Here is a 23299-nt window from a genome sequence, read left to right on the forward strand (position 1 = left end):
TGCTTATATCCAGAAATGTCTGGGTTGCTGATGACGATTTTTTTTCAAAAACTCAATCAGATCGCCCGCTTTATTATCTAGCTCTTGAGCGTCAGCTTTATAGCCCGCCAGCGCAAAAGTTTTTAGTGCGCTTATCCAATTTTTATAGCGCAGTTCAAATTGCGCCAGAAAGGCAAATTCCAACCAGAAAAATTCCGGCATGATGTGTGCGGGAAGATGTTGCGCAATCAGATTTTCTATCCAGTTGCGACATTTTTGATCCGCATATCTTGCGGTAAATCCCGGCAGGATAATGCTGACGCGATGGGCATAAAAATCATGTGAAATCTTACGATGAGTGTTCTCACCACGCGGGCGCAGTAAGATGTGCTCGACAACATGAAATCCTTCACAATCCATACTTAGCTGGATTAAGGTATGTTGCATGTGTTGTGCATACAGACTGATTTTATCGGTCGGCAAAAGAAGAAGAGGCCAGATTTCTTCCGTCTGCACAGTCAGGCATAACCATGCATGCGTACGCCCAGCGGACAGGGATCGGAAGCTAGCCCAATCGACTCCGGCACGCAGCAAGTATTCGCATACTTCCATGCCAGGAAGGGCAAATGCCGGATCAGAGACATAGTCAGCAGGTTTAGCAAGCGCTTTGGTATTTTCGTAGGCAATTGTGTTGGGGGCGTTGACTTGCTTTATACGTCCGTCTTTATAACGGCTATTGCTGATGAATTTAATTTTTTCCCGGAGTGCTTCCGTTAGTGAATTTACTTTTTTGTCATTGACTGAACCGGTCAGAATTTGCAGACGTTTCTGTAAAGGAGTAAGGCTTTCAACATCCCATTCTTTCTGAACATTGATCGCACTGCCGCGTCGGCTACTGAGTTCACACAGGTGTTTTAAAAAATGTATTTTGTTGTTAATCAGATCCTGTTCCAGCTTTTCGTTTTGATAGTAGTTATAGCGTCGCAGGTCTTCTGTGGGAAATTCTTCGCCGTAGATGGCGAGCAATGAGTCCAGTACACGGCTGCGTCTGTCATAGACGTTATCTTGTCCGGCAATAATTTTTGCGACTTCTGACTCGTTTGCTTTTAATGTATATAAATGCTTGATGTCAGGAATTTCTGCATTCGTAAGAAACTGCGAAAAATAACTGCGATCCAGCGTTTTATCGATGGAATAAAAACTACGTATGTTTTCTAATGACGCAAAGTAATTCGCCATCATTTGTTCGAACGGATAAAGGTAGGCCTTTAATTGTCGTGCTCTGGCATGAACCTCTGGTGGCTCTGACTTTGGTACGCCGTAGTGGTTGATACCATAGATTGCAGGAGTATTTTCACCAAGCGAACTGTATTGTGCGAAGTCGCGGTGCTGCCCTTGAGGCAGTTGTATGATGTGATCGATTTTTCCTTTGTTGCGGCGAAATGCATTATGCTCAAATTCATATTTTTTTAAATACAAAGCGATTTGTTCGCCGAACTCCCGGGTTTCATATTTGTTTTGCAGAGTGCTTTTCTGAACGGTTTTTTCATCATCATGACTCGCGTCCAGCGACGTGGTTCTTCCATGCACCAGACGCAGGGCATGTATTTTTTCGCTTTGTTCAACGAAGTGCAATGCCGGACAGTTGGTATCTTTGTGGCCGATATGCACCAGTTCCAGGTTAGTCCCGTTTTCATCGACCAGAAACAGCGATTTGACATTTTTTACGCCTGGAATATGACGCACTAAAGTAATCAGCTTCATGACATCAATGTCGTAATTTTCCTGGGAAAAATCTCTTTCGTTGATATATCCATGGGTTGTCAACGGCCCGCACAGAATTTCCTCCCATCGCAGACCCTGATGTATGGCGTCTTCAAAACGTAAAATCTGGCTACCGGCGGTTATCAGTTTTGCACAGCGGAAGTAAATATCGGCGTAAATTTCAGCACGCGGACGGCTATCATCAATTTCGATTTCACCAGCTAATGTATAGGCTTGCGGAGTGACGACGTGGATATCATCGATGTCGCGGCAGAGGTTGCGATGTTCTGATAACAAGCGGATGACGTCATTGCGTAAGGTGTGCTGCACCTGACGAGTATCTTTTTTACTTGGAAGGAATAAGGATTCGTGGGGTTTGATGAAGACGGAAAACATACCCGGTATCGGGTGATCGTCATTTGCTGACAATATCCACACGTCCTCTACTTCTGGCAAACTGTCGTAAATTAATTTACAAAAATCAAGATCGGTCAGCGCTTGATTGACGAAAATCTCTTGCGGTGCATAGAGCGCTAAGGCTTTATAATCGATACCGCCGTCCTGTCCGCATAAAAAGTCGCTGACGTCAAAATCGGTGCGGTAGACCAGATCGGTCAGGCCATAACAAAGTAATTCCAGCAGAGTGACGCCAGGGTCGTGCAAATTGTAATCTGTCCATTTTTCTTTAGACAAACTTTGCAAAAGCTCGAGACCCTGCATCCTGAGACCATCGAAGTCGAGGCCGTCAGGATCTGCTTGCAGACGATTAATGTGATCTTTACTGATCACTTTCCTTTGCCTCCTGCATTTGCTGGTGCATGGTGTGTAACAGGGCACTGACACGCTTGTAGGGCATTTCCCCCAATACACTCAGAATCAGACGCAACTGACTGGCGCTGACGTTGATGGTACCGATATCGTCTTCATCCGATCCTTCGGGAAAGCTTGCTGCCGCCTGCTGGTTCAGATGTCCTATCGTTTCAAAAACTTCTTTAAATGGCCGTTCAACCAGTGCTTCCAGTATCAGATTGCCCTGTGCAAGACTCAAGGAGAATGAAATTAAATCTTTCATAGATTAATTTTTAACCTTACCTTTGTCATCGTACTGAGGAACCGGCTGACGTAATGGCTTCTGATCGCTTTCTAACATCAAGGTATCCAGCCAGAGTTGGGTCAGATGATATTTAATCCATACATCATCACCGTAGCTGCAACCAACACGCATCTGTAATTTAAATTCAAATGGCTTCTCTGGATTGTCATTGATCCATCGAAGTTCGATCCGGCTGCATTTGTTACCGAAATGTGTCTGATGATAAGTGATGCTGCCGTTTGCATTAAACGCATTTAATGCAAATGCATGGGTCAGCGCATAACGGCCATCGCTGTCTTTTGCTCCTGCTCCGGCGATCACTTCCCATGCCTGGCAGCCTGTCATCATTTCCGTAATGTCATACCAGCGACCATCGGCTGGCACAGCTAATTCTCCCTCGCGCCCGATGCGGCCGTGAGATGCAATACAGCCCGCAACATCCAGCTCATGCTGCGGTTGGGTTTTACGAATGCCTACTGCCGTGCGATGTACGCCATCGGCGCCGGTTGTGCTGGATAAGGTCAGAAGTGCCTGATTGCGGGCATCCTGAATACTCAGATTGTCGCTGGATTTTTCCAGCCCAAGAGACCAGAGCGCATTCCCGATATTAATGTCCTTGTAAAAACTGACCAGTTTTCCATCGCGTAGTTGCGCGACTTTGAATCCTGCTTCTGGTGTTTTATCGAAACCTTCATCCAGCATGTTCAGCATGGATTCGATTAAGTCGGAAAAATCTTCTTCTGTCGGCATTTTTCCATATTTAAACTGCTCTTGTAGCATTTGACGCGTTCTTCTGGTCATGTCTCTGTTCTCGCTGGAATAATGAATGTGGAACCTACTTTGAGCTCATTGATGCCAATGGCTTTCGCAGAGTGTTGTCCGGGTTTGTCGGCAATGACTATCCAGTGATCGTTAATTGGTACAGCGATACTCCATGGATAACTTGGCTGCAGGTCTTTCTCCTGATGTGAAAATTTGGCGTTATCTTTTAATGCGTACAATAGTTCCGCAGAGCTGCCGACCGGGCAAATTTGCAACATGGATACGCCGCTGACTTCATCGACATATTCAAGATCATGCAGAAATGAAACGACGTTATGCTGCTGTATCGACCATCCGAAATGCCGATGCTGGCCGTGTACATTCCATGGTGAGAGGTAGTCGCAAATAGCCTGATTAATCTGCTCAATATAACGTCCGCCAAAACGACTGTTATTGAACTCTGTTTTCAGCTTGATAGTGCAACGCACTTGTATTTCTTCATACACCGGATTTTCTACACTGATGGTTGCGTCAGCCGGGGCGTAAGTTTTGATGAAGCTCTGAATTTCATGAATCAGATGTCCGCTCAGATTAGGTTTCTGATTGCTATGCCCGCCCTGATTTAAGTGGGGAATAGGGACGATGAGAATATGCCCTGGCCGTATCTGTCTGCGTGAGCCATGATCTGTACACAGGTTGGAAAAACACTTTACCTTATAGACCTGAGGGAATTTTTCCAGAATCAGCGATTCATAATCCGATGCAGTCAGGCTGCGATTTTTATGGCGCAGACGTTCGCTGGCCCGTGTTCTGAATTGTGAAACGCTTTCTTCTGACTTCCCATCAAAACTGCATCTGATTTGTAGTATCTGGTCGATACCGGCGATATTCTTGCGGCTTTTGTTGATACTGAATGCTGGTAATACGGAGGTCAGTTTTTGCCCCTGATCTGCATCCCACGTGACTTTGATTGCCTGAGTATAGATACCGTACAGGCTGCAAAACCGTTCCAGCCCGCGCTGCGCCGTGACTCTCAGCCAGAACATATCATTTGGCATCACCGTATGATCGCTGTCGATATCGTCAGGTAACTGCAATTGCACGATGCCACTGGTCATGAATCCTTGCGTGGAGTCATCCAGAATTTGTGCCTGCTGTAATTTTTTCCAGCGATTGGATGATAAATACGACCAGATCAGATTGGCATCTGCAATCTTTGTCATTGGCAGCGAGTCTTCACGTAAATAGAAATAGAGACTCAACGGACCGGAAAGACGTTGTGCAGTTAAACCAATCAATAAATTTCCTGTTGCGTCGTAGTCAGGAATCAAGGCAACATCTTTGTTATCGTGAATCTGAATCGCCTCGTAACCGATGGGGTGGAGATGAATAAATTGTTCAGAAAAAAAAGAATGTATTTCTGATTTATTGTGTTCGAAGCTTATTTTCGAACAGGCCTCGTAGTTCAAAACAATACGGCTGATTTGTGGCGTGTAGGGTGGGTTAGGTAAGGCTTTTCTCAGATTTATTTTTTTGGTTTGCGCATTGTTTGTCAGCGTTTGCGATAGCAAATGTGGATATTCCTGATGGCCAAAAGCACCATCGGGAGCGTTCAGACTGATTTTGAACATACCGTTCATGGTTGCTGACGTATAGCTGAATGCCGTACTTGCTGTTGCCTGAGGTGTCGGCAAACTCTGTTTATAGAATGGAATAACTGAACGAAAACTGAGACGGTTTTCAGTACGCACTTGATTGCTATGCGTTCCATCGTCATTCGTTTGATGCTGGAACAGATTGTCATTGACGCTTGCGCTGATCCACTTGCCATCGACCAATACCGACATTTTTATCTGCACTGCGCCGGATTGGAGCGGTGAATCATAAGCACTGTAATAGCTGACGAATCCCCCTGAAGAATTTGGTAATCCCGCCCACTCAACATCAACCGAAACGTCGCGTAGGTGTTTACCTACTATCTCTTCGCAACCCAGAACTAAGTAAGAGCCGATATCGGGAAGGGGGCCAAACGGCAAAAAAGGTGCGAGTGTGCTGACCTGTCCTATGTGATTATGCAATACAAGCTGACGGCATCCATTGACGTGCACGTCGATATGAATTTCGTCAAGAAACCACTGATTTAAAATATCGTAGGGATAGGCATATTCATTCTGCGTCATTTCTCCCCGCAGAACAGGAAGGGCTGTCTGGAACCCAGCTCCGTGAATACTCTCCTGGTATTCTGTGATTGCCGGAGCGCTGGCGGGCAGGGTGAATGTAATGGTCAGGCAGTTGGCGCTTAATTCAGCATTTAACCCCTGGTATTCAGGACGATATTCAGTGATCTGGTGCCAGCCAGTGGTGCTGGTCAGTGAGAGACGAAACATACTGCGGACGAGCTTCACAAACACGTCGACATTCCTTAGCCGTGACGTTTGCCCATGTTGTGTATGTTTTTCCTGTTTCAAAATCTGATTGGCAATTTCTTTCAGACTGGACTCAAGGGTATATTTGCTGTTATTACGGAACTGGAATGTGAGGCATACGGTACGCTCGCCCTCGTGCATCAGCAACGTATGGCTTGCAATCGCAAAACCAAAACGAGCTGCGCTTCCTCCGGATACGTGTTCCCCCGGTTTCGGCGCACCCATCAGAGGAAGGGGTGGCAGACTTTCATGCAGGGATTGTTCTCCATCCGGCGGTGGAGGCTCTATCGTGCGCAAATAGGCTGATTGCGTGCTCAGTAATTGAGATGCCGACGCATGCTTATCGAAAAAAAGTGTGTGTATCGCCGCAATTTTTGCATCGCTGAGCTGAGCGCTGTTATCCGCTTTGTAAACAATGTCGCGTTGCGCAGTATCGTTTCCGGCGATGAACTCTGCTCCTTTTTCGACGAAAATCTGACGTACGGCTGTATTGGTTTTGACGACGATATGTGCGCTGTCTGGCCGTTGTCGTTGCGGCTCCATACCGAGAACCTGGCCATAATAAAAATCGATATGCTTATCGCTGAACCGATTAATCCGTTTTTTTAGTTTTTCAAAAAGACGTATGAAACTGATTAATAAGCTGACAGCCGGATCGTGATTACCGCTAGTAATGGACGTTGGTAATAGTTTCTTTACCCCGTTTTGCAACATGTTGATTGCCAGATTCAGCGTATGGAAATTATGACGAATCTGCGTCGTTGAAACAGTTAGTTTTTCTACCGGTGAATTTACGGTTACTGAGTTTGCTGGCCATTCAACGAGTTCTTTAAATTGTTTGCTGAACAAAGCATTCACATAGACTTTCAGTTCTGCGGGAGTACTGTTGATCAGGCTTTGAATTTCCCAATTCAGACCACGCAATATCCCTTCCAATAAGGTTTTGGCTTGGCTGGTGAGATTATTTGGTAAAAGACTGAATGCGGTCAGCCACTGATTCAGTAAACGGAGAACCAGTAATGGCGAGTTAATCAGATCCCGATACGATGCGTCCAACTTTGTTGCGATGTCGGTACGGAACCAGTCGCTATAATCCGGTTCGCTTTGCAATCGATGTTCAAACTGTTTTGAGAGAAATTGTGTATCAACAGCCAATATGGTCGCTATCAACACCGTTTCATCCGCAGCGAAGAACTGGTACCAGTCGCCATCGGTATTGAGATCAGGCTGATAAAAATGCATCAGGCGTGCATATTCACTTGCGATAGCGAGGAGTTGTTCAAAGCGCATCTCACTGATATGGAAGTAATCTCCACTTAATGCCGGTAACTGGCGCTGCGACTGACTGCGGCCATCGCTGATCATTAAATGTGACTTCATACCGATCCTGATGCGGGCTTAGAGTTGCACATCGGTGCCTTCACGCAAGTAGAAGGGGTAGACAATATTGTGACGGGTGTTGGTGCTGATGATCGTGTAGAAAATCGTGAAGTTCAACTTACCTTCGTAAGCCTCAGCCGCATCGGTCACAATATTTTCAAGAATCACACGCGGTTCATAAAACAGAATCGCGCGCCCGATCATGTCTTTCAGGATTGTTACAGTGCTTTCATTGATATTTTCATAGACCTGATTTTTCAGTCCGCAACCAAAATTAGGTTGCATTACACGTTCGCCGGGTGAGGTTGACAGCAATATGAACAAGCTTTGCCTGATATCTTCTTCTGCACTGACCATGATCACGTTGCCACGCTTTGAGAATTCGGGAGGGAAATTCCAGCCGGTGCCAAGAAATGATATGTTTTGATTCATTTTATCTCCCGAATAAAATCAGCCACCGATCATGACTGTCGGAAAACCAAGCGCGATATTTCCGCCGTGCGCGGTCGTATCGCCGATTCTCGCTGCCGGGCGGCTGCTGATCATGACTGTTGCGCTACCTTTAACTATGCTGTCTGGAGGACCAACGCAGACGCATAGGTCTCCGACCACGGCTGCCGGTAAGCCGCCTATCAGCACATTTGGTACACAAGGTCCGGAAATCGGTCCACCGACATGCGGGATCGGTGGCAGACCCGGGGTCACCATGGGACAAACATGCATATCGGTTATTCTTGCGGCAGGAGGCATGGTTATGACTTTCTTCCGTTTAGTTAATCATGACCATGGCGCCTTTTACCGTAGTCTGACCGGCAGCAGACAGCTCTGCGCTGGCGGTTCCTTTGGCGACTAAGCTGACGTTGGCTGTGCTATTGATATTGAGACCTGTGGTTTTGACATCCATCTGTGCGGTAATTTCGACATTTTGTACAGCTGAAATTGCTACTTTTCCTTTGGCATTGATGGTGATGTCTTTGGGACTATCCAACAAAATGCCGCTCGGGCTCAGCTCGACCTTGTTATTGTTCTGATCCTGAAGCAGGATGGATTTATCTTCGTCACTGATGACGACTTTATTTTTACCCGGTGTAATCAAGGTAATAATTTTCTTTTCCTCGTCAAATTCAAGTTTCAGTTTGCTGCGTGTGACGATCGCTTTAAAATTATTTTCTGCTGCGAGCTCATATGGCGGTACATGTTTGCTGCTGTACAGACTACCGAGAATAACGGGGCAGGATGGATCATTGTTAAAGAACCCCAGAATGACTTCATCACCAATTTCCGGAATAATGAATGCGCCAAAACCCGATGAGCCGTAAAAGCTCGAAAACCGGGCCCAGACGCCAACGGTAGCCGCATTCATTAATGGGATCGAAACTTGTATTTTGTATTGACCTTCAGGGTCGGCATCGAGTTTCAGCACGATACCTATGTGTAATCCGCTAATGCCAGCGGTCCATGCCGCCGCCTCTGGCGCTTGTATCTGATGTTCTTCGGTAAACCAATATGTCGGCATACCGAATTCAACTTCGGTGACCCAGTTACCGTCACTGATACTGTGAATGACATTGCTCGCGATGACATTTCCATTGAAATGTTTTCCTACGCCTTTCAATTCCAGTAACACGCCCGGTTTTGCCAGCGCATTTCCCTGAAACTGCATCCGGCCACGGATCCGTGAGAGTGCTGCTTTGGTTTGCTGCGCTTTACTCCAGGCTGTTAAGGCGTCGCTTTCCAACGGTGCCGCGGTTTGCAAACCAAAATCACCGGCATTCAGTACTGCGGCAAGCATCTTTGAATCAAGATCACCCTGACCAGTCAGTTTTTCCGGTTGTGCAGTTTGCTGCACGATGGCTAGCTTTGCCAGATCCCAGCTGGTGCTGGTGACGCTGCTCAATTGCCAGCAGGAGTCGAGTTCCGCCTGAAATTCCTGCAGATCAGCACCGTAAGTCAGAGTGAGTACAGGGCTTCCGCTGGTTGCAGGCGCTGCGACACTCACTTTTCCTGCGTCAACATTGACAAGCAAGCCATTCACTTCAGCGCGCGCCATCATGTAATCCCAATCCGTCACGTAATACTGAACAAGTTCTTTATAGGTGACGCTGGTGCTATCGACTGTGGCGCTTAAATCCGCATGATTGCTGATCAGCGTTGAAATGATTTGATTGTCCGTTTTGTTAACGTAGCTGGCATTTTTCCGGCCAACCGTCATGGCTAACGCCTTATCACGACACTCGATAATGAGTCGCGAATAATTTTCGCCATTAATTTTTACGGCATGCTTAATAACGATGCCTTCAAAGATCACCTGAGTTTTCGAGTCATAGCCTGCACTGATAACGATTTTTGTTCCCGGTTTGAAATTTCCCGCATCGGCAACAGGAAAGTGTCCGTTTGGCATATCGCCATCCAGAATGGTGATTGTCGCAGAGGGAATCCGGTTAAAACTATGCCGGGTTTCTATCGAGACCACTTTGACAAGGTCTGGCATGCTCTGACCGTCACAGGTAATCAGAAAACTCAGAACCCCTGTGCTGTCGTTCAATGGAGAATTAGCCATGGTTGTTTATTTCAAATTAGTAACAGCATCGTCGGATATCTTTAGTTCGCCAATGGCGGAAACTTAAGCGTTGTTCCGGGTGTTAAATTGCGAAAAGAACTAAGACCGTTGATGCGAGCGACTTCCATGTAGTAGCCACTGTCGCGGTAAATCCTGTCGCATAGCAGCGGCAGCGTGTCGCCAGCTTTGACCGTGATCAGATGAGTCAGGTCTGGCGAGCTTGCAGCCTTCTTTTTCCCCATTTCCCCTGGGCTGATGTACTCCACAAAGTTGAGTGTGATTTTTGCGCGCAGAGGTTCACCGTTCGGTTTGAACAGTGTGTAATCAAATTTCATCCCTTCTGCACGCCCGTAGAAAATCAGACTGCCCCACACGATTTGTACAATAGGGGTTTCATGCTTTACTCCTACATAGCTGTAGATCGTGTTTCGTAAAGTCTGAACTTGTTCTTTTACCGTTTTTTTTGTGCCGGGAATGACACCCGTCCCATCCAAAATCAGTTCTTTGAGATTGAGTTTTTGTGGTTGGCTGGCGTGAAATTTTGCCTCATTCCCAGCTTGACCCAAGGTCTGGTTTTTTGCATATTTGATAGAAAAATCATGTCCGTATCCTGATGGGTTAATCAGAGCCTCAAAAAATGGGCGGCTGCTATCAACGCTGATAGATCCGTTTTCAGCGACGGTGCAACCTGAAATTTTGAGCAGTGTTTTTTGCCCGGACACGATCAGCGCTCCCTCGGTTCACGTAGAAGACTTTGTACCATCTGCCGGAGCTCCGTCAGAATTTCGTCTTTGATGAGTTGTTTATCCACAATAACTTCATCCTCCTTATTCTGAGGATGATTCAGTATCGTCGTTTTGATAATCAGCTCTTTAATTTCTATCGACATGATTTCGCCAGATCATTTACTACGTTTCGAATAGGTATAGGCAAAAGTCATCTTCTCGATTGCCACTTCATTTTTTGTCGCGTTAAATCCTTCGACATCCCACTTAACGGGATAAGCATCAATGAAAGCCCATGCCCGTAGTACTTGCCCATCTGCACCATTGAGTTTAACGATAATCGTTTGAGGAACGATCAACTTGATAAAGGCACCTTCCAACGTATCTTTGCACCATTTGACCAACGGTGAGTTGAGCATAGAAATGCCGCGCTTCAATTCAAGGTTAGGATGTTTGATACTCTTTGGAAGCTGATGTACAAAGCGGTTTTCTCCACCTTCCACAACAGCTTCCGTTTCCATCTCCAGACTGATTCCTGACACTTCGCTGAAGGAAGCATCAGGAACCTGTACGCCGTTACCAAAGGTAACCGTGAAATAAAACGCGGCAGGAGGGTAGCCTTCCTCGAAATATTCACCAGTCATATCAATGCTTATTTATTAGCGATAGTCAGACCTTCGTGGACAATCTCGATAGATTCGATCGCCACTTCATTGCCTTCTGATTTCAAGTCGGTACTTGAAATCTTCGTTGGCCACGCATTAGTCAAAGTCCATACCATCGTGTCATTACCTTCTTCATCAAGCAGACTGATCGTGACCGGAACACGTTTGATGGTGTTCATCTTAATTTTGTTGAGCCAGTCCCAGAACTTGTTATCACCTTTAAACACGCCTTTTTTCATCGTGATGTTGCCGTATTTTTTCATTCCGGGCATTTTAATCACTGAGAAAACAGGGCTGTTTCCGTGACGGTATTTAATTTCTTCTGACTGAACATCTAGGCCAGATACCTCCTGGAATGACATTTCATTGGAGTCCCATTTCACGCGGAAATAGAATTTTGGCAAAGGCCATACATTCGCTGATTGTTTAGATCCATCATCTGCCATAACAAACCTCTTTAAGAAAGTAACTTTAAAAAATACGCTGATTAATGACGCGGTATTGCGTTATAAAAGCATTTTTAAGATTTCTGCATCTGCTGTTGGAACGTAATTTCAATGAACTCGGCCGGGCGGCTCAGTGCAACCAGAATAGTGACGCGCAAAATGCCTTCCAGAATATCTTCAGCAGTCATCGTCTCTCCCAGGCCGACATGCACGCTGAATGCATCTTCCGGGCTTGCTCCGGCCAGGCCGCCGCGCTTCCAGATGCCTGTCAGGAAATTGCTTGCCATGCTTTTGATCGTTACCCAGGTGCCGCTGACGTTCGGTTCGAAAACATAAGCTTTCGTTGCCAGACGCAGGGATTCTTCCAACATGATCATCGTCCGACGCACGTTGATATAGCGCCAGTCGAGACTATTGCCATCCAAGGTTCTGGCACCCCAGACCAGCGTTCCTTCGCCGATGAAGCTACGGATCGCATTGATCGATTTACCTGCGGTCGTGACATTCAGATCTTCTTGTTCGTCGTGGGTGATATTGACTGAAGGAGAAACAACCGACGCCAGGCTGACATTGGCTGGAGCTTTCCATACGCCGCGTGAATTATCGACCAGTGTGTAAACGCCTGCCATGGCAGCTGATGGTGGCAACAGATTCAGCTTGACCTGAATGGCACTTAAAATTTTCACGTACAAAGGGCTGATCGTGAACAATGTTTTGTGCAATTCAGCAGGCGCTGAACTGATTTCTGCCTCCGCTTTTGTTTTTTTATCAGCGTCTTCTTTCGCTTTTTTCTTATCTTCATCCGACATTGCTTCTAACGCGGCTCTTTCTTTCGCTCTGTCTTCGGCGTTTTTTTTCGAGTCGGATTCCGCTGTTACTTTTTTATCGGCTTTCAGCTTTTCAGCTGCTGCCAGCACTGACTCTATGCTGTCGATTTGCTCGTTATAAGCATCCTTCTTATCCTGATGCAGGGTGCTGATATTTACTTCTGCTTTCAGGCATTCGCTCAACTTTTTGAGATCAGCGATATTGGAAAAACCTAAATCAGAGAGTTGTACGATGGATGTGTTTGCCCAGGGATAGTAAGCAGAACCAAAGTCGAGAAAGCTGGTGCCTAAAGCATTGCGGAATTTTGCGATGCAGTCACCATCGTCACGACGATCTTTGTAGCCATCATAAATATCAAGAATGGAGAAGCGATTCTTCATTTTTCCGCCGCAGTGCATCAGACTTGCCTGTTGCAGTGAAATGCAGTCATCCATGCTGAGGGACATCGCATCAGGAATGACGATCATTGTCGGTTCCTGTTCCTTGAGCAGTTCGTCAAATGCACTTTCAAGAGCGGCTTTTTCGATTTTTGCCTGATAGTCACCAACAGAAACGACGTAGCATGCGCCACCACCGTTCTGAAAAAACAACTTCATACCGTAGTAGAGATAGTTGCGGCTTTTGGTGTTAAGTAACTGATATTCGTCGTCGCCAATTCTGAAATCGCTGTTAGGCGCATTTTTTACATTGGCGTCTTCACTCGGGAATGTATCGATGGCGAACTTATCGTTCGGAGCGCCACCAAAGAAATTGACGAATTCAGACATGGAGGAAATGCGCCAGGGCTTATTTTTAAGCGACGCTCCTTTGTTACTTGCTATTTCGGTGTATCCGATAAATGCAGGAACTGCAGTCGCAACCTCTACAACTGAGTTAGGAAAAGCATTTTTTTCTACGATATAGACACCAGGGGTTTTATACGCGCCAGCCATATGTATTCCTTTGAAAATTATTGATGAATATAAATTTCCGCAACGACGAATGAATGCCCGTCGGGACGTCTTTCTTTGCCAATATGCTGCACGTTGGCATTTGGTAATCGCTTCATTAATACTTTTCCTGTGACACCCTCTTCACACAGTTGAAAACGTTGTGACGGAATGCTTCTCATCGGCAGTGCCGCTTCAGAAACGAAGGCAACACTGGTCTTGCTAACTACCTGAGACGAAGGGATGAAGCGGATACCTTCGTCTTCATTGCTACTGTTTAAATCAATGATTTTTAATTTGCGCGATGCCAGAGCGCCGGAAAAAAAATATTTCCAATGTATGGGGCGCGCTTCCAGCTGAATCCCGAACTCTCTTGCATCAATTTTTTTCGTATTTACCGGAAAGTCATCCGTTATCGAAACTAGAAATAGAGGTTCTTTCGTGCTGACATAAGCGCTCTTTTTTGCGGCATTTCCGCTGACCATTTCTTCTGCATGCAGCAGTTCGTTCACACTGTCAGCCGTTGCCGTGGAATTTTTGAAGCAGAACGGTAGCGGCATTGGCCAGCGCGTGTAGAAATTCATTAATGGGTCGTCAGAAAAGACGGCAAAGCAGAAGTTCCATTTTTTAGTGCTTGTGACTTGATTTTCTATGTCGCTGGTTTCGAGCCAGATCTCTACGCTATCGGGGCTTTTCCGCAGCAAGATATTTTCCCGTTGCATGAAAAGGGCACATTCCTTCGTTGGCTCAAAACGGATATGCGTACCAGCTCCCTGATCGAAAAAATCATGCCGTACGTAAATCGTAAATAAGCGTTGATATTCGCTCACGATTGCATGCCCACTTCAAATGAATGCTGCGTTTTTGTAATAACAGGTACCTGACCGATGATGGCCTCGCTCTCGACGGTAATCATGCGGACTTTGTAAAAAACCGACGGCAGGTAGCGTCCGCCTAGCAGACTCCACAAATTATTCAAATCAGGAATTTTTAAATTTTCTATATCCAGTATCAGTTTTTCGATACGTGGATCGAGACCAGGGCTGTTTTTATGATCGAATGAGGCTTGTTGCTGGAAAAAGCTGATTGCTTGAGAAATGGATTTAAGTGCTTCAGCGTAATTGCCTGCGCCGAAATTTGCCGCCATCATCACATATAAGTTCAGATATAAAGGGCTGCTTTGCACTACCTGGCGTTCATCTTGCGTGCGCGTTATCTGGTTCGCGCGATAAGGCAGGGTGTCTTTTTCAATATTAACCAGTGTAAGTACCAGTTTATTATTGGCTTGCGCTGCTGCGGTTCCATCTGTTTCAAAGAGATTCGATACAACAGCAATATCTTCTATCAGTTGAAAATTATTTTTGAACTGTTGATTCAGTTGTCCAGCGAGGTGACTTAATGCGGCGTTAATCATCTGCGACTCCGCAGCAGATAGCAGAGAAATAAACAAATGTTAAACGGAACAAAATTCGTAACATGATTGTGTTCTTTCTCTGGGTTCACGCGGACACTGCTAACTTTTTTTATTCTTATTCGACTTAGTTTGAATTGTTTTTTAGTAAACGTTGCGTGATTATCTATATTTTTATTGTTAATTTCAATAGTGAAAAGAAAAACATTTTTGTTGATATTTTTAAATGTCCGGTAGAAACGCGTAACAATGAAGCGCAGCCTGAATGTGGGGCTGGTTTTTATCTGTTCAGATCGTGGAAAAGTGAGTCTTTTATATAAAAATGTGTTGCTTAAATGCACGTTGTCGCTTGCTATGTCCTGCAAATTTGATCCGGATACAGGTGTTTTATTTCTCCCTGATTTGTTCGCGCTGATTATTTTCATTTTTTCTTGTCTGGCGACGTACTTTGATCCGGCGCTGTTATGATGACGACCGTTCACCGTTCTTCACTCTGACATTTCAAATGAATGCATTGATTCACGCCAGCTTTGGCGTTTCTGATTTCTGGACTTTTCTGTTAGGGACAATCTTCATTGTTTTGCTTCCGGGGCCCAATTCCCTTTATGTACTGAGCGTCGCAGCGCAGCGTGGCGTGCGTGCAGGGTATCGCGGTGCTTGTGGAATATTTGTCGGTGATCTGGTGTTGATGGTGCTGTCTGTCGGAGGGATGGCGGCGCTGTTGAAAAGTAATGCGGGTTTGTTTTATGCCGTGAAATATGTTGGCGCGGCTTACCTCGGCTGGATAGGTATTCAGATGTTGCTGCAATGCCTGAAAATGCTGAAAACGAGGCAGGTGGTGGTCGCAGCAAAGATACTACCTGTTCAGACTGGTGACCCGTTTGCAAAAGCTTTGATCATCAGCCTGATGAATCCTAAGGCGATACTGTTTTTCATCTCTTTTTTCATACAGTTTGTTGATCCTGAATTTCATGCGCCACTGTTGTCATATTGCCTTCTGGGGCTGATTTGTCAGTTGACCAGTTTTACGTATCTGACGTTGATTATTTTTGCCGGTGCCAGACTCGCGGAGTCTTTCCGTCAGCGCCGGCGGCTTTCTGCGCTCATGTCGGGCGGGGTCGGTGCGATGTTTATCGGTTTTGGCCTGAAGTTGGCGACGGCGACTCTTTAAGGCGCTTAGTGCTGATGTATAACAAACATTGTTGTCGTTGTTTGCCTCAGATGCAGTGCAAAATCATTGTTTCGCGTTGATTGTTTTTACTGCTTTCGTTTCAGCCTGGCGCTTGTAGGAAAGCGCAGGCTGCACCGTGTTTATTCTGAGGACTTATGCCCGCTGTTGAACCCAATCTGAATAATATGGCCAATCCTGTGCTGCGCTATCTGATGGCGACGCGGCCAGCATTTCTGACAGTCACCTTGTTTGCAGGTTTCATTGGCCTCGCCAGCGCTTATGCCGATGGCGTGCCGATCGATTTGCTGACGGCGGGAATGAGCTTGTTGTTTGGTCTGGTGGCTCATGCCGGTATTAACGTCCTCAATGATTATTACGATGCCCTGAACGGCACTGATGACGCGAACAATGAGCGTATTTTCCCGTTTACCGGCGGTAGTCGCTTTATTCAGAATGGCGTCTTATCTCGCCGTGAAACCGCAATCTTCGGCGGCATACTGATGTTGCTTGTTGTCGTTGCCGGAATCTGGCTGATGCTGGTTTCTGACGCTGCGCTGCTATGGATAGGGGCTGCCGGTTTATTCATAGGCTGGGCGTATTCAGCACCGCCGTTCAAACTCAATAGCCGAGGGCTGGGTGAAATCGGCGTGTGGGCTGGGTTTGCACTGATTGCGATCGGGAGCGATGTTGTCCAGCGCGGTACATTCTCCGTCAAGCCGTTGATTGCGGTTGCGAGTTACGCATTGTTGGTTACAGATCTTTTGTTCATCAATCAGTTTCCGGATGAAAAGGCCGATGGTATTGCCGGTAAACGTCACTGGGTTGTACGTCTGGGGCATCACAACGCTCGCTGGCTATATGCTGTCATCGCGGCGGCTGCATATCTCTGGCTCGCAGCAGCGGTGTGGGGCGGTGCTTTACCGAGGTTTGCATTGTTGGCGTTGGCTTCCTCAGTGTTATCGTTACAGGCGGCCAGAACCCTGATTCAACATTCCGCGACCCCGTCGTCGCTGACACCGGCGATACAACAGACCATCGCCGCGGCAGCTTTACATGGCTTACTTTTATCCATTGGTATCGCCGCCGCAGTCGTGTTCTGATCAGGCGTACTGATCTCCAAAAAAAGCATGAAGGAAATATTGTATTTACTTTTCAGATTGCTGCGGGCTGACCTGAAAATCTTGTCGGCGGTAGCCAAGTGATTCCGCTTTTTTCCATAACTGCTGTAGTGTTTCCTGATTCAGTGTCGGCGTGCGGGCAAGTATCCAGCCATATTTTCTGGATGGTTCACCAACCAGTACCCATTGGTATCCGGGGTCCAGATCAAGTATCCAGTAATCGCCGTAAAAAGGCCGGAAAAAACTGACACGCAATTTCGCGTTATTGCTGCCAGCGACCGGCTCGGCAACACCGATAGCCTCTTCCATACTGCGGTCTGCTTTACGACAACGATTGATCACGCGAATGCTGTCACCCTGTGGAACATATTCCGCCGTAGTATCGCTGACGCACATGGATTGAAAACGATTGGGGATCAGGGCGATCTGATACCAGGTTCCCTGATAGCGTTGCAGCTTCACTTCATTGACAACGGGCAGCGGTGGATATGAGGCGCTGGTACATGCCGCCAGTTCCATGACCGATGTGATGACAAGCAGGCACTTCATCAACGCGCTTAATGGTTTCGCAGATTTCGCTGGTTTTAATGGTTTGTGCATGGTGATGGTCTGGTGATCGGTAAAAGAGAAAATGTCTTGAATCTGACTGGCATCTGCTGCGAGGCGGCGGCATTTTACTATTGTACGTAACCGACGTTTTCCGCGCTGATCGTTTAGCTTTCTGCTTCGCGAAGTGTTGTTTAGAGTCCGGTCTCTAATGTCCGGAATGAATTCCTTTCCTCATAGTGCTTTTATCTGTTTTGTCGCTGTCCCTGGCCTTGATCTGTACGATCAGATGAAGTTATTTTGTTGCATTGCAAGTTGACATCATCGACGTTGATTTCGATACTGCGCTGCGATCTTCCTGTCTGCATCATTGGTCTTTAGCTTATGCATTTATGCGAGGCGGACGGCTGGATTGTTTTTGTTTTCTGATCTCTGTATTCCATGGTTTTTCATCCAGGCAGCACTCGACAAGGAGTTGAATGATGAAGTTAATGCGGATAATGATTACCCTGATGCTGTTGTCGCTGGCAGCGATATCCAGCATCGCCAGTGCCACGAATTACACCTTGTGGATTAATGGTCGCGGCGGTGGCGGTGCGGTTGGCGACTACAACAGTTTTACCTACTGGGGACCTTCCTCCACCGCGGCTGGCGTGAATAAAAAAGCGGTCAACTGGGATGGCTACAACAGTATTTCATCGCAAAACAGCAAGATACGCGACGCGCTAGATTGCTTCTGTACCGGCAGTAACTGGTGTTATGTGGCGACGCACAGCGCTGGCGATCTGATGCTGGGCTATACGCTGGCAAACTATGGCGGCTCGACACGTACCAAGAAAAATGCCGTGGCCAATTCCTCCGGTCAGTGTGGTAACAGCGATGGCACGACACAGGTGGGTTGGAACATCAAGTGGGTCAGAACGGCGTCTGGCGCCGGTGGCGGCTCGGAACTATCTGATGTCGGCTCCTGGGCGGTATCAGAACCATTGGTGAAAGATCTGAAAACGACGACCGCCAGAGCGATGTACAACCATAATGAAACCCGTAACGTCTGGTTTTATATGTATGCCGGAGCCAAAGGCACAGTGTATTCCGGAATTCTGCCCGGACAGGACGACGAGGCCGTGGCTTATCACAGCACTGGTGGTGTGGCAGGTTCCGCCGGACAATCCTTATGCAATCCGAGTGACTGGCTATGCAATGACCTGACGCTGGGAACGGCGGCGAATGAGGGCGGTTCCGTCAAATGGAGTTATCACTCGGTCAGTTTCAGGGATGATGCGGAAGCCTACAATCACTACGCCAATAGTAACTGGCAAGGCATTATTTCTGTTGTGCGGGCGGCGATGGTAAGTAATGCGACGTAATAATGCCACGTAAGCCAGCATCCTCCGAACGCCCTCAGCACCGGCGAGCTAAGCCACCAGTCGATGGTGGTTCATCTTCCGGTGCCGGTGGGTTCAGTCGCTATAAATTCATCGTCATCATTGCTCTGCTGGTAGTGGTGGTGATGGCTGCTGGTTGGAACTGGTTTCCTGAAGCACCTGTCGGCCAGGTCGTTGCGACGACAGCAAAGAATGAACGTTTTCTGGCGATGCCCGCTGCTGCTGGCGCACAACCAGCAGCAGCGGCCTTACCGAAAGACGCACAACGCCAGTTGCTGGTCGCGCAACTGGAACAGGCCGATCAGGTACTTTGCAATTATGTTGAATCAACCCGTTACCCGAATAGCTCCCGCCCGATGAGTGAACATCCGGATCAGGTTTACCCTAACCAACCGGTCGCAGAATCGCATCCCATGCGAAAAAAAGGTGGCGGTACGGACAAAGAAATTCAAATCCAGACGACGCAATCGCGTGTTTATCTGGCGGCTGCCGAAGCCGCCATATTCACCATCAAAGCGACCGACACCAGTGGCAAGCCGCTCACACTCAGTGTCGATAAAGCGATTGCACGCGGGCTGGTGTATGCAGGTGGCCGCGAAACCTCGCCGGTGCCCGTGCCCATGTCGGACAGTGGCCGCGAGGGCGATGCGATTGCTGGTGACGGTATTTACAGCGGTATGCTGGCACCAGCCCAGACCGGGTTCGCCAGTTTCAACGGCACGATACGTACAGAGTTAAATTATGTGGTGAATGGTCAGATCGGTTTCGTGTTTTTCGATGTGATTTATTCGTCGGAAACACCGGCCGTCTGGAGCGGCAATATCCGTGAATCGACCGAAGGTGGCTCGCTCAAATTTATCCTGAAAGCCAATGTCAACACGCCGGGGCGTTACATCGTCAATGGCCGTGTCGATGATGCGAAAGGAAAGCCCTTTGCGCTAGTGACTTTTAACGACCTGCTGCCGCAGGGCAGTAATGATATTCCGCTGACAGTCGTTGGTAATCTGCTGCGTGACCAGCAACCGGCAATGCCGCTGACTTTGCGTGATGTTGATGCGTATTTGCTGAAAGAAAATACCGATCCTGACCGCGCGCTGATGCCGCGTCTGGAAGGCAGCGCCTATGTCAGCAAAACCTATCCGCTGAAGACGTTTTCGGATGCAGAATGGAGCAGCGAAGAGCGCAGCCGCTACATCACCGAATTCAGCAAGGATGTGGCGTTGGCCAAATCTGCGTTGCTGCAATTTGATCCTGAACAGGAGCGCAAACCTTTACCGCAGAGCGAATGCAGCAGAAATAAAAAGCCGAAAAACTAGGCATGCAGATGCAGCTGATTTATCGTCCGTCAAAACAGGCCGCAGCGATGGTGGTATCGTGAGTTTTATCATCGGATTGCGGTCAGTTGCATGCGATCTGACATGATGCAGCCGTGCCCATTCAGCGTCATCAGCAAGGATGTGATCTTGCATTTTCAGGAGAACTATTATGCGTTTGAAAGATAAAAACATCATCATTACTGGTGGTGCCAGCGGCATCGGGCTGGCAACGGCTGAGCGTTGTCTGCAAGAGGGCGCGAATGTGGTGATTGCTGATTTGCCGGGTGCGGCCCATGAACAACTGGTGCGTGATCTCGACGCGCGCTTCACGGGGCGCTGCCTGTTTATTGCGGCGGATGTAAGTTCGACCGCGCAAGCCGATGCATTGATTGCGGCGACGGTTGCGGCACTCGGAAGTGTTGATGGTGTGTTCAATAATGCCGGCATCGGTGGCCTGAGCCCGGCCGATACTTACTCCGATGAAGAGTTTCTGCGCGTGATCGATATCAACCTGATGGGGGTGTTCCGGATTGCCCGCGCTGCCTTACATCAGATGTATCAGCAGGGCAGTGGCAGCATCGTTAATTGCGCATCGATACTCGGTGTGTTCGGTCAGAGCATGACGGCGGCCTATTCTGCGGCAAAAGGTGGCGTGGTTAACCTGACCCGCACGCTGGCGCTGGAATCGGCGGCAAAAGGCGTGCGGGTAAATGCTGTTGCGCCAGGTTATATCGACACGCCTTTGCTGTCGCTGCTTGACGATAATATGCGCAAAGCTTTGATCAGTCTGCATCCTGTCGGTCGCCTCGGGCGGCCTGAGGAGGTGGCGAATGCGGTCGTGTTTTTGCTGTGTGACGAAGCCAGTTTTGTGACCGGTGCCAATTTACTGGTCGATGGCGGTTTTACGGCGGGTAAATCCTGATTTTTCGCGCCGCGATGTGTAAGGCCGCAGCGCGGCCTTTTTTATATTTTATCCGCCAAAACGGCTTAAATATACTGGGGGGAGTATTTTATAAACCCCTTTATTGACGCTGAGATTATCGCGAAATGAATGGATACTCCCCATTTTTGATGAAAATCAGGTCTCGCTGCAAACGGGTTGTGTGGCTGTTAACGCATCAGCCAGCGCCGTATCGCAAAGCTCAGCGCATCCACCAGCGCGACCAGTATCAGCATCGCGATAATGACAGTTGCCGCTGTCGGCATCTGAAACAGCGACAGATGATATTTCAGCATTTGCCCCAGTCCGCCGGCACCGACAACGCCGAGAATGGCAGCGGCGCGGATATTGTTTTCCCAACGATACAAGGTGTACGACAGCATTTGCGGCAAACCTTGCGGCAAGGTCGCATACAGAAACGCATTGCCAGCACTGACGCCGTTTGTACGCAGACTCGTTTCAGCATGTGGCGGCAGGTTTTCCAGTGTTTCTGCAAACAGGCGACCCAGCACACCGGTGGTATGTGCTGCCAGCGCGACGGTACCGGCAAATGGCCCCAGCCCGGCGGCAATCAGCATGATAGCTGCCCACACCAATTCGGGAATCGCCCGCAGGATATTCAACAGTAACCGCGCAACTCGCATGGCGACACCGCCGAAACGACCGCTGGCAGGCAAGGCCATCAATAAGCCCAGCAAGGCGGCAATTAAGGTGCCGAGGGCGGACATTGCCAGTGTTTCCAGTGCCGCGAAAAAGACCTTGTTCACTAAACCGGCACTGGTGTCGGGCGGCGTGAAACCGCGCAAGAATTCTGTCGATGTGCGGATCGCCTCTTCGCTCAGCAGCGCGCGCCAGTCGATTTTCAGACTGGAAAAACTGGCGGCCACCAGCAGCACAAGCGTCAGCAACACCAATGCCGTATTGCGACTGATAAGCGCCGGTGCTGGCGGTAATGCAAGCGGATCTGCCTGGTTGATAGACGACGGTTTCATCATTCCAGACCTTTGCGGAAAAACTGACTGAGCGCATCCGCCGCCGCAACCAGCAAGACGAACACGATCAGCATCGTCGATACTTCGGCACCCGCCAGCATTTTCATCGACTCGTCCATACGCTGACCCAATCCACCTGCGCCGACGAAGCCCATCACGACCGAGCCGCGAATCGCGCATTCCCAGCGATAGACGGTGTACGACACTAATTCTGACGCGGCATTTGGCAGCGTGCCGTAGAAAAATGCCGCCAACCGCGAGCTGCCATTTTCGAGTAATACGCGGGTGGCCTGAGGTTCGCTGGCTTCGATGATTTCAGCATAAACTTTGCCCAGCATGCCACAGTAGGTGAGGGCGATTGCCAGTACGCCGGCGGTGGGGCCGAGCCCGACGATGCGCACGAACAGCAAAGCCCAGACCAGCTCGGGAACACTGCGCAATAACACCAGCAGCCAGCGCACACTTTGTCGCAGCAAGCGCGCAATGAAATGCATGCGGCCAGTGCCGAGACGGGAAATCGATAACTGTTCATTCACCAGCAGTGTCATCGGGATCGCGGCGGCGATTGCCAGAGTGACGCCAGCGGTTGCCATCGCGATGGTTTGCCAGGTCGCTTCCAGCACGATCAGTAAAAATTCTTTGTCATGCGCCGGTGGAAAAAAATTGCCGAGGAAACGTCCGGTGGCGCTCAGGCTTTGCGCATCAATCAGTGCCCACGGGCGGAATTCGGTCAGCAGCAAAGTCGGCCAGAGCACGATCAGCGCCAGTATGGTCAGCGTGATGCGGCTGCGCCACGCGGGGTCGTGCGGCATCTCTGTGCTGATTGCTGGAGAGAGGGAAGGTGAAGCAGGATTAGTGTGCAT

General features: G+C 48.3%; 22 protein-coding genes. 5 read left to right on the top strand and 17 right to left on the bottom strand.

The features are described 5' to 3' along the window. Positions 1-3 precede the first annotated feature (3 nt). The 14 genes from H8K29_RS16315 to H8K29_RS16380 form a co-directional block, all read right to left on the bottom strand. Positions 4-2532: a hypothetical protein gene (locus H8K29_RS16315; protein ID WP_186898445.1), complete on the bottom strand. Its 2529-nt coding sequence runs from the start codon at positions 2530-2532 to the stop codon at positions 4-6. Next, on the bottom strand, positions 2522-2815 hold the full coding sequence (locus H8K29_RS16320) for a hypothetical protein (protein WP_186883745.1): 294 nt from the start codon (positions 2813-2815) through the stop codon (positions 2522-2524). Before H8K29_RS16320 ends, H8K29_RS16315 begins: the two co-directional genes overlap by 11 nt. A gap of 3 nt (positions 2816-2818) precedes the next feature. Continuing rightward, positions 2819-3637, bottom strand: a complete 819-nt coding sequence (locus H8K29_RS16325) for a hypothetical protein (protein ID WP_186898446.1) — start codon at positions 3635-3637, stop codon at positions 2819-2821. Further along, complete coding sequence (locus H8K29_RS16330) at positions 3634-7404, bottom strand: baseplate J/gp47 family protein (RefSeq protein WP_186898447.1); 3771 nt, start codon at positions 7402-7404, stop codon at positions 3634-3636. Before H8K29_RS16330 ends, H8K29_RS16325 begins: the two co-directional genes overlap by 4 nt. Positions 7405-7422: 18 nt before the next feature. Next, positions 7423-7836 carry a GPW/gp25 family protein gene (locus tag H8K29_RS16335; RefSeq protein ID WP_186898448.1) on the bottom strand — a complete coding sequence of 138 codons (414 nt, stop codon included), beginning with the start codon at positions 7834-7836 and terminating at the stop codon, positions 7423-7425. 18 nt (positions 7837-7854) lie between these two features. Next, a complete protein-coding gene (locus H8K29_RS16340) occupies positions 7855-8127 on the bottom strand; it encodes a PAAR domain-containing protein (protein ID WP_223826899.1) in 273 nt (90 codons plus the stop codon). 46 nt (positions 8128-8173) lie between these two features. Then, positions 8174-9964 (bottom strand): type VI secretion system tip protein VgrG, encoded by a 1791-nt coding sequence (gene vgrG / locus H8K29_RS16345; RefSeq protein WP_186898449.1) that lies wholly within the window; start codon positions 9962-9964, stop codon positions 8174-8176. 41 nt (positions 9965-10005) lie between these two features. Further along, the gene (locus tag H8K29_RS16350) at positions 10006-10686 is read right to left on the bottom strand and encodes a peptidoglycan-binding protein (RefSeq protein WP_370527212.1); all 681 of its coding nucleotides are present in this window, start codon (positions 10684-10686) and stop codon (positions 10006-10008) included. A gap of 2 nt (positions 10687-10688) precedes the next feature. Continuing rightward, positions 10689-10853 (bottom strand): DUF5908 family protein, encoded by a 165-nt coding sequence (locus H8K29_RS16355; RefSeq protein WP_186883739.1) that lies wholly within the window; start codon positions 10851-10853, stop codon positions 10689-10691. 12 nt (positions 10854-10865) lie between these two features. Continuing rightward, entirely contained in the window at positions 10866-11333 is a 468-nt protein-coding gene (locus H8K29_RS16360; protein WP_186883738.1) for a phage tail protein, read from the bottom strand. An 8-nt stretch (positions 11334-11341) separates the two neighbouring features. Then, entirely contained in the window at positions 11342-11800 is a 459-nt protein-coding gene (locus tag H8K29_RS16365; RefSeq protein ID WP_186883737.1) for a phage tail protein, read from the bottom strand. Positions 11801-11874: 74 nt separating this feature from the next. After that, positions 11875-13560 carry a phage tail sheath C-terminal domain-containing protein gene (locus H8K29_RS18080; RefSeq protein ID WP_186898450.1) on the bottom strand — a complete coding sequence of 562 codons (1686 nt, stop codon included), beginning with the start codon at positions 13558-13560 and terminating at the stop codon, positions 11875-11877. A 17-nt stretch (positions 13561-13577) separates the two neighbouring features. After that, on the bottom strand, positions 13578-14387 hold the full coding sequence (locus tag H8K29_RS16375; RefSeq protein ID WP_186898451.1) for a hypothetical protein: 810 nt from the start codon (positions 14385-14387) through the stop codon (positions 13578-13580). Then, positions 14384-14971: a DUF4255 domain-containing protein gene (locus H8K29_RS16380; RefSeq protein WP_186883734.1), complete on the bottom strand. Its 588-nt coding sequence runs from the start codon at positions 14969-14971 to the stop codon at positions 14384-14386. The genes H8K29_RS16375 and H8K29_RS16380 overlap by 4 nt, the downstream gene beginning before the upstream one ends. Before the next feature lie 502 nt (positions 14972-15473). Here H8K29_RS16380 and leuE point away from each other — a divergent pair. Continuing rightward, positions 15474-16139, top strand: coding sequence for a leucine efflux protein LeuE (gene leuE / locus H8K29_RS16385; RefSeq protein ID WP_186898452.1), 666 nt, complete (start codon positions 15474-15476; stop codon positions 16137-16139). Between the two features lie 155 nt (positions 16140-16294). Then, positions 16295-17239, top strand: a complete 945-nt coding sequence (locus tag H8K29_RS16390; protein WP_186898453.1) for a prenyltransferase — start codon at positions 16295-16297, stop codon at positions 17237-17239. 45 nt (positions 17240-17284) lie between these two features. On the opposite strand, the gene H8K29_RS16395 is transcribed toward H8K29_RS16390, so the two are convergent. Beyond that, positions 17285-17857 carry a lipocalin family protein gene (locus H8K29_RS16395; protein ID WP_255423421.1) on the bottom strand — a complete coding sequence of 191 codons (573 nt, stop codon included), beginning with the start codon at positions 17855-17857 and terminating at the stop codon, positions 17285-17287. Between the two features lie 425 nt (positions 17858-18282). Here H8K29_RS16395 and H8K29_RS16400 point away from each other — a divergent pair, with 425 nt between their 5' ends. The 3 genes from H8K29_RS16400 (at position 18283) to H8K29_RS16410 (ending at position 21426) form a co-directional block, all read left to right on the top strand. Then, positions 18283-19170: a hypothetical protein gene (locus H8K29_RS16400; RefSeq protein WP_222611514.1), complete on the top strand. Its 888-nt coding sequence runs from the start codon at positions 18283-18285 to the stop codon at positions 19168-19170. A gap of 2 nt (positions 19171-19172) precedes the next feature. After that, positions 19173-20504: a choice-of-anchor X domain-containing protein gene (locus H8K29_RS16405; protein WP_186898454.1), complete on the top strand. Its 1332-nt coding sequence runs from the start codon at positions 19173-19175 to the stop codon at positions 20502-20504. Between the two features lie 169 nt (positions 20505-20673). Next, entirely contained in the window at positions 20674-21426 is a 753-nt protein-coding gene (locus H8K29_RS16410; RefSeq protein WP_186898455.1) for an SDR family NAD(P)-dependent oxidoreductase, read from the top strand. 188 nt (positions 21427-21614) lie between these two features. Here the strand turns inward: H8K29_RS16410 and phnE are convergent, their stop codons facing one another. Together phnE and H8K29_RS16420 are read right to left on the bottom strand one after the other, a co-directional pair. After that, positions 21615-22436 carry a phosphonate ABC transporter, permease protein PhnE gene (phnE, locus tag H8K29_RS16415; protein ID WP_186898514.1) on the bottom strand — a complete coding sequence of 274 codons (822 nt, stop codon included), beginning with the start codon at positions 22434-22436 and terminating at the stop codon, positions 21615-21617. Then, the gene (locus tag H8K29_RS16420) at positions 22436-23299 is read right to left on the bottom strand and encodes an ABC transporter permease (RefSeq protein ID WP_255423422.1); all 864 of its coding nucleotides are present in this window, start codon (positions 23297-23299) and stop codon (positions 22436-22438) included. The genes phnE and H8K29_RS16420 overlap by 1 nt, the downstream gene beginning before the upstream one ends.

Origin of the sequence: Undibacterium sp. CY21W (assembly GCF_014284265.1) — a bacterium.
GTDB lineage: Bacteria > Pseudomonadota > Gammaproteobacteria > Burkholderiales > Burkholderiaceae_D > Undibacterium > Undibacterium aquatile.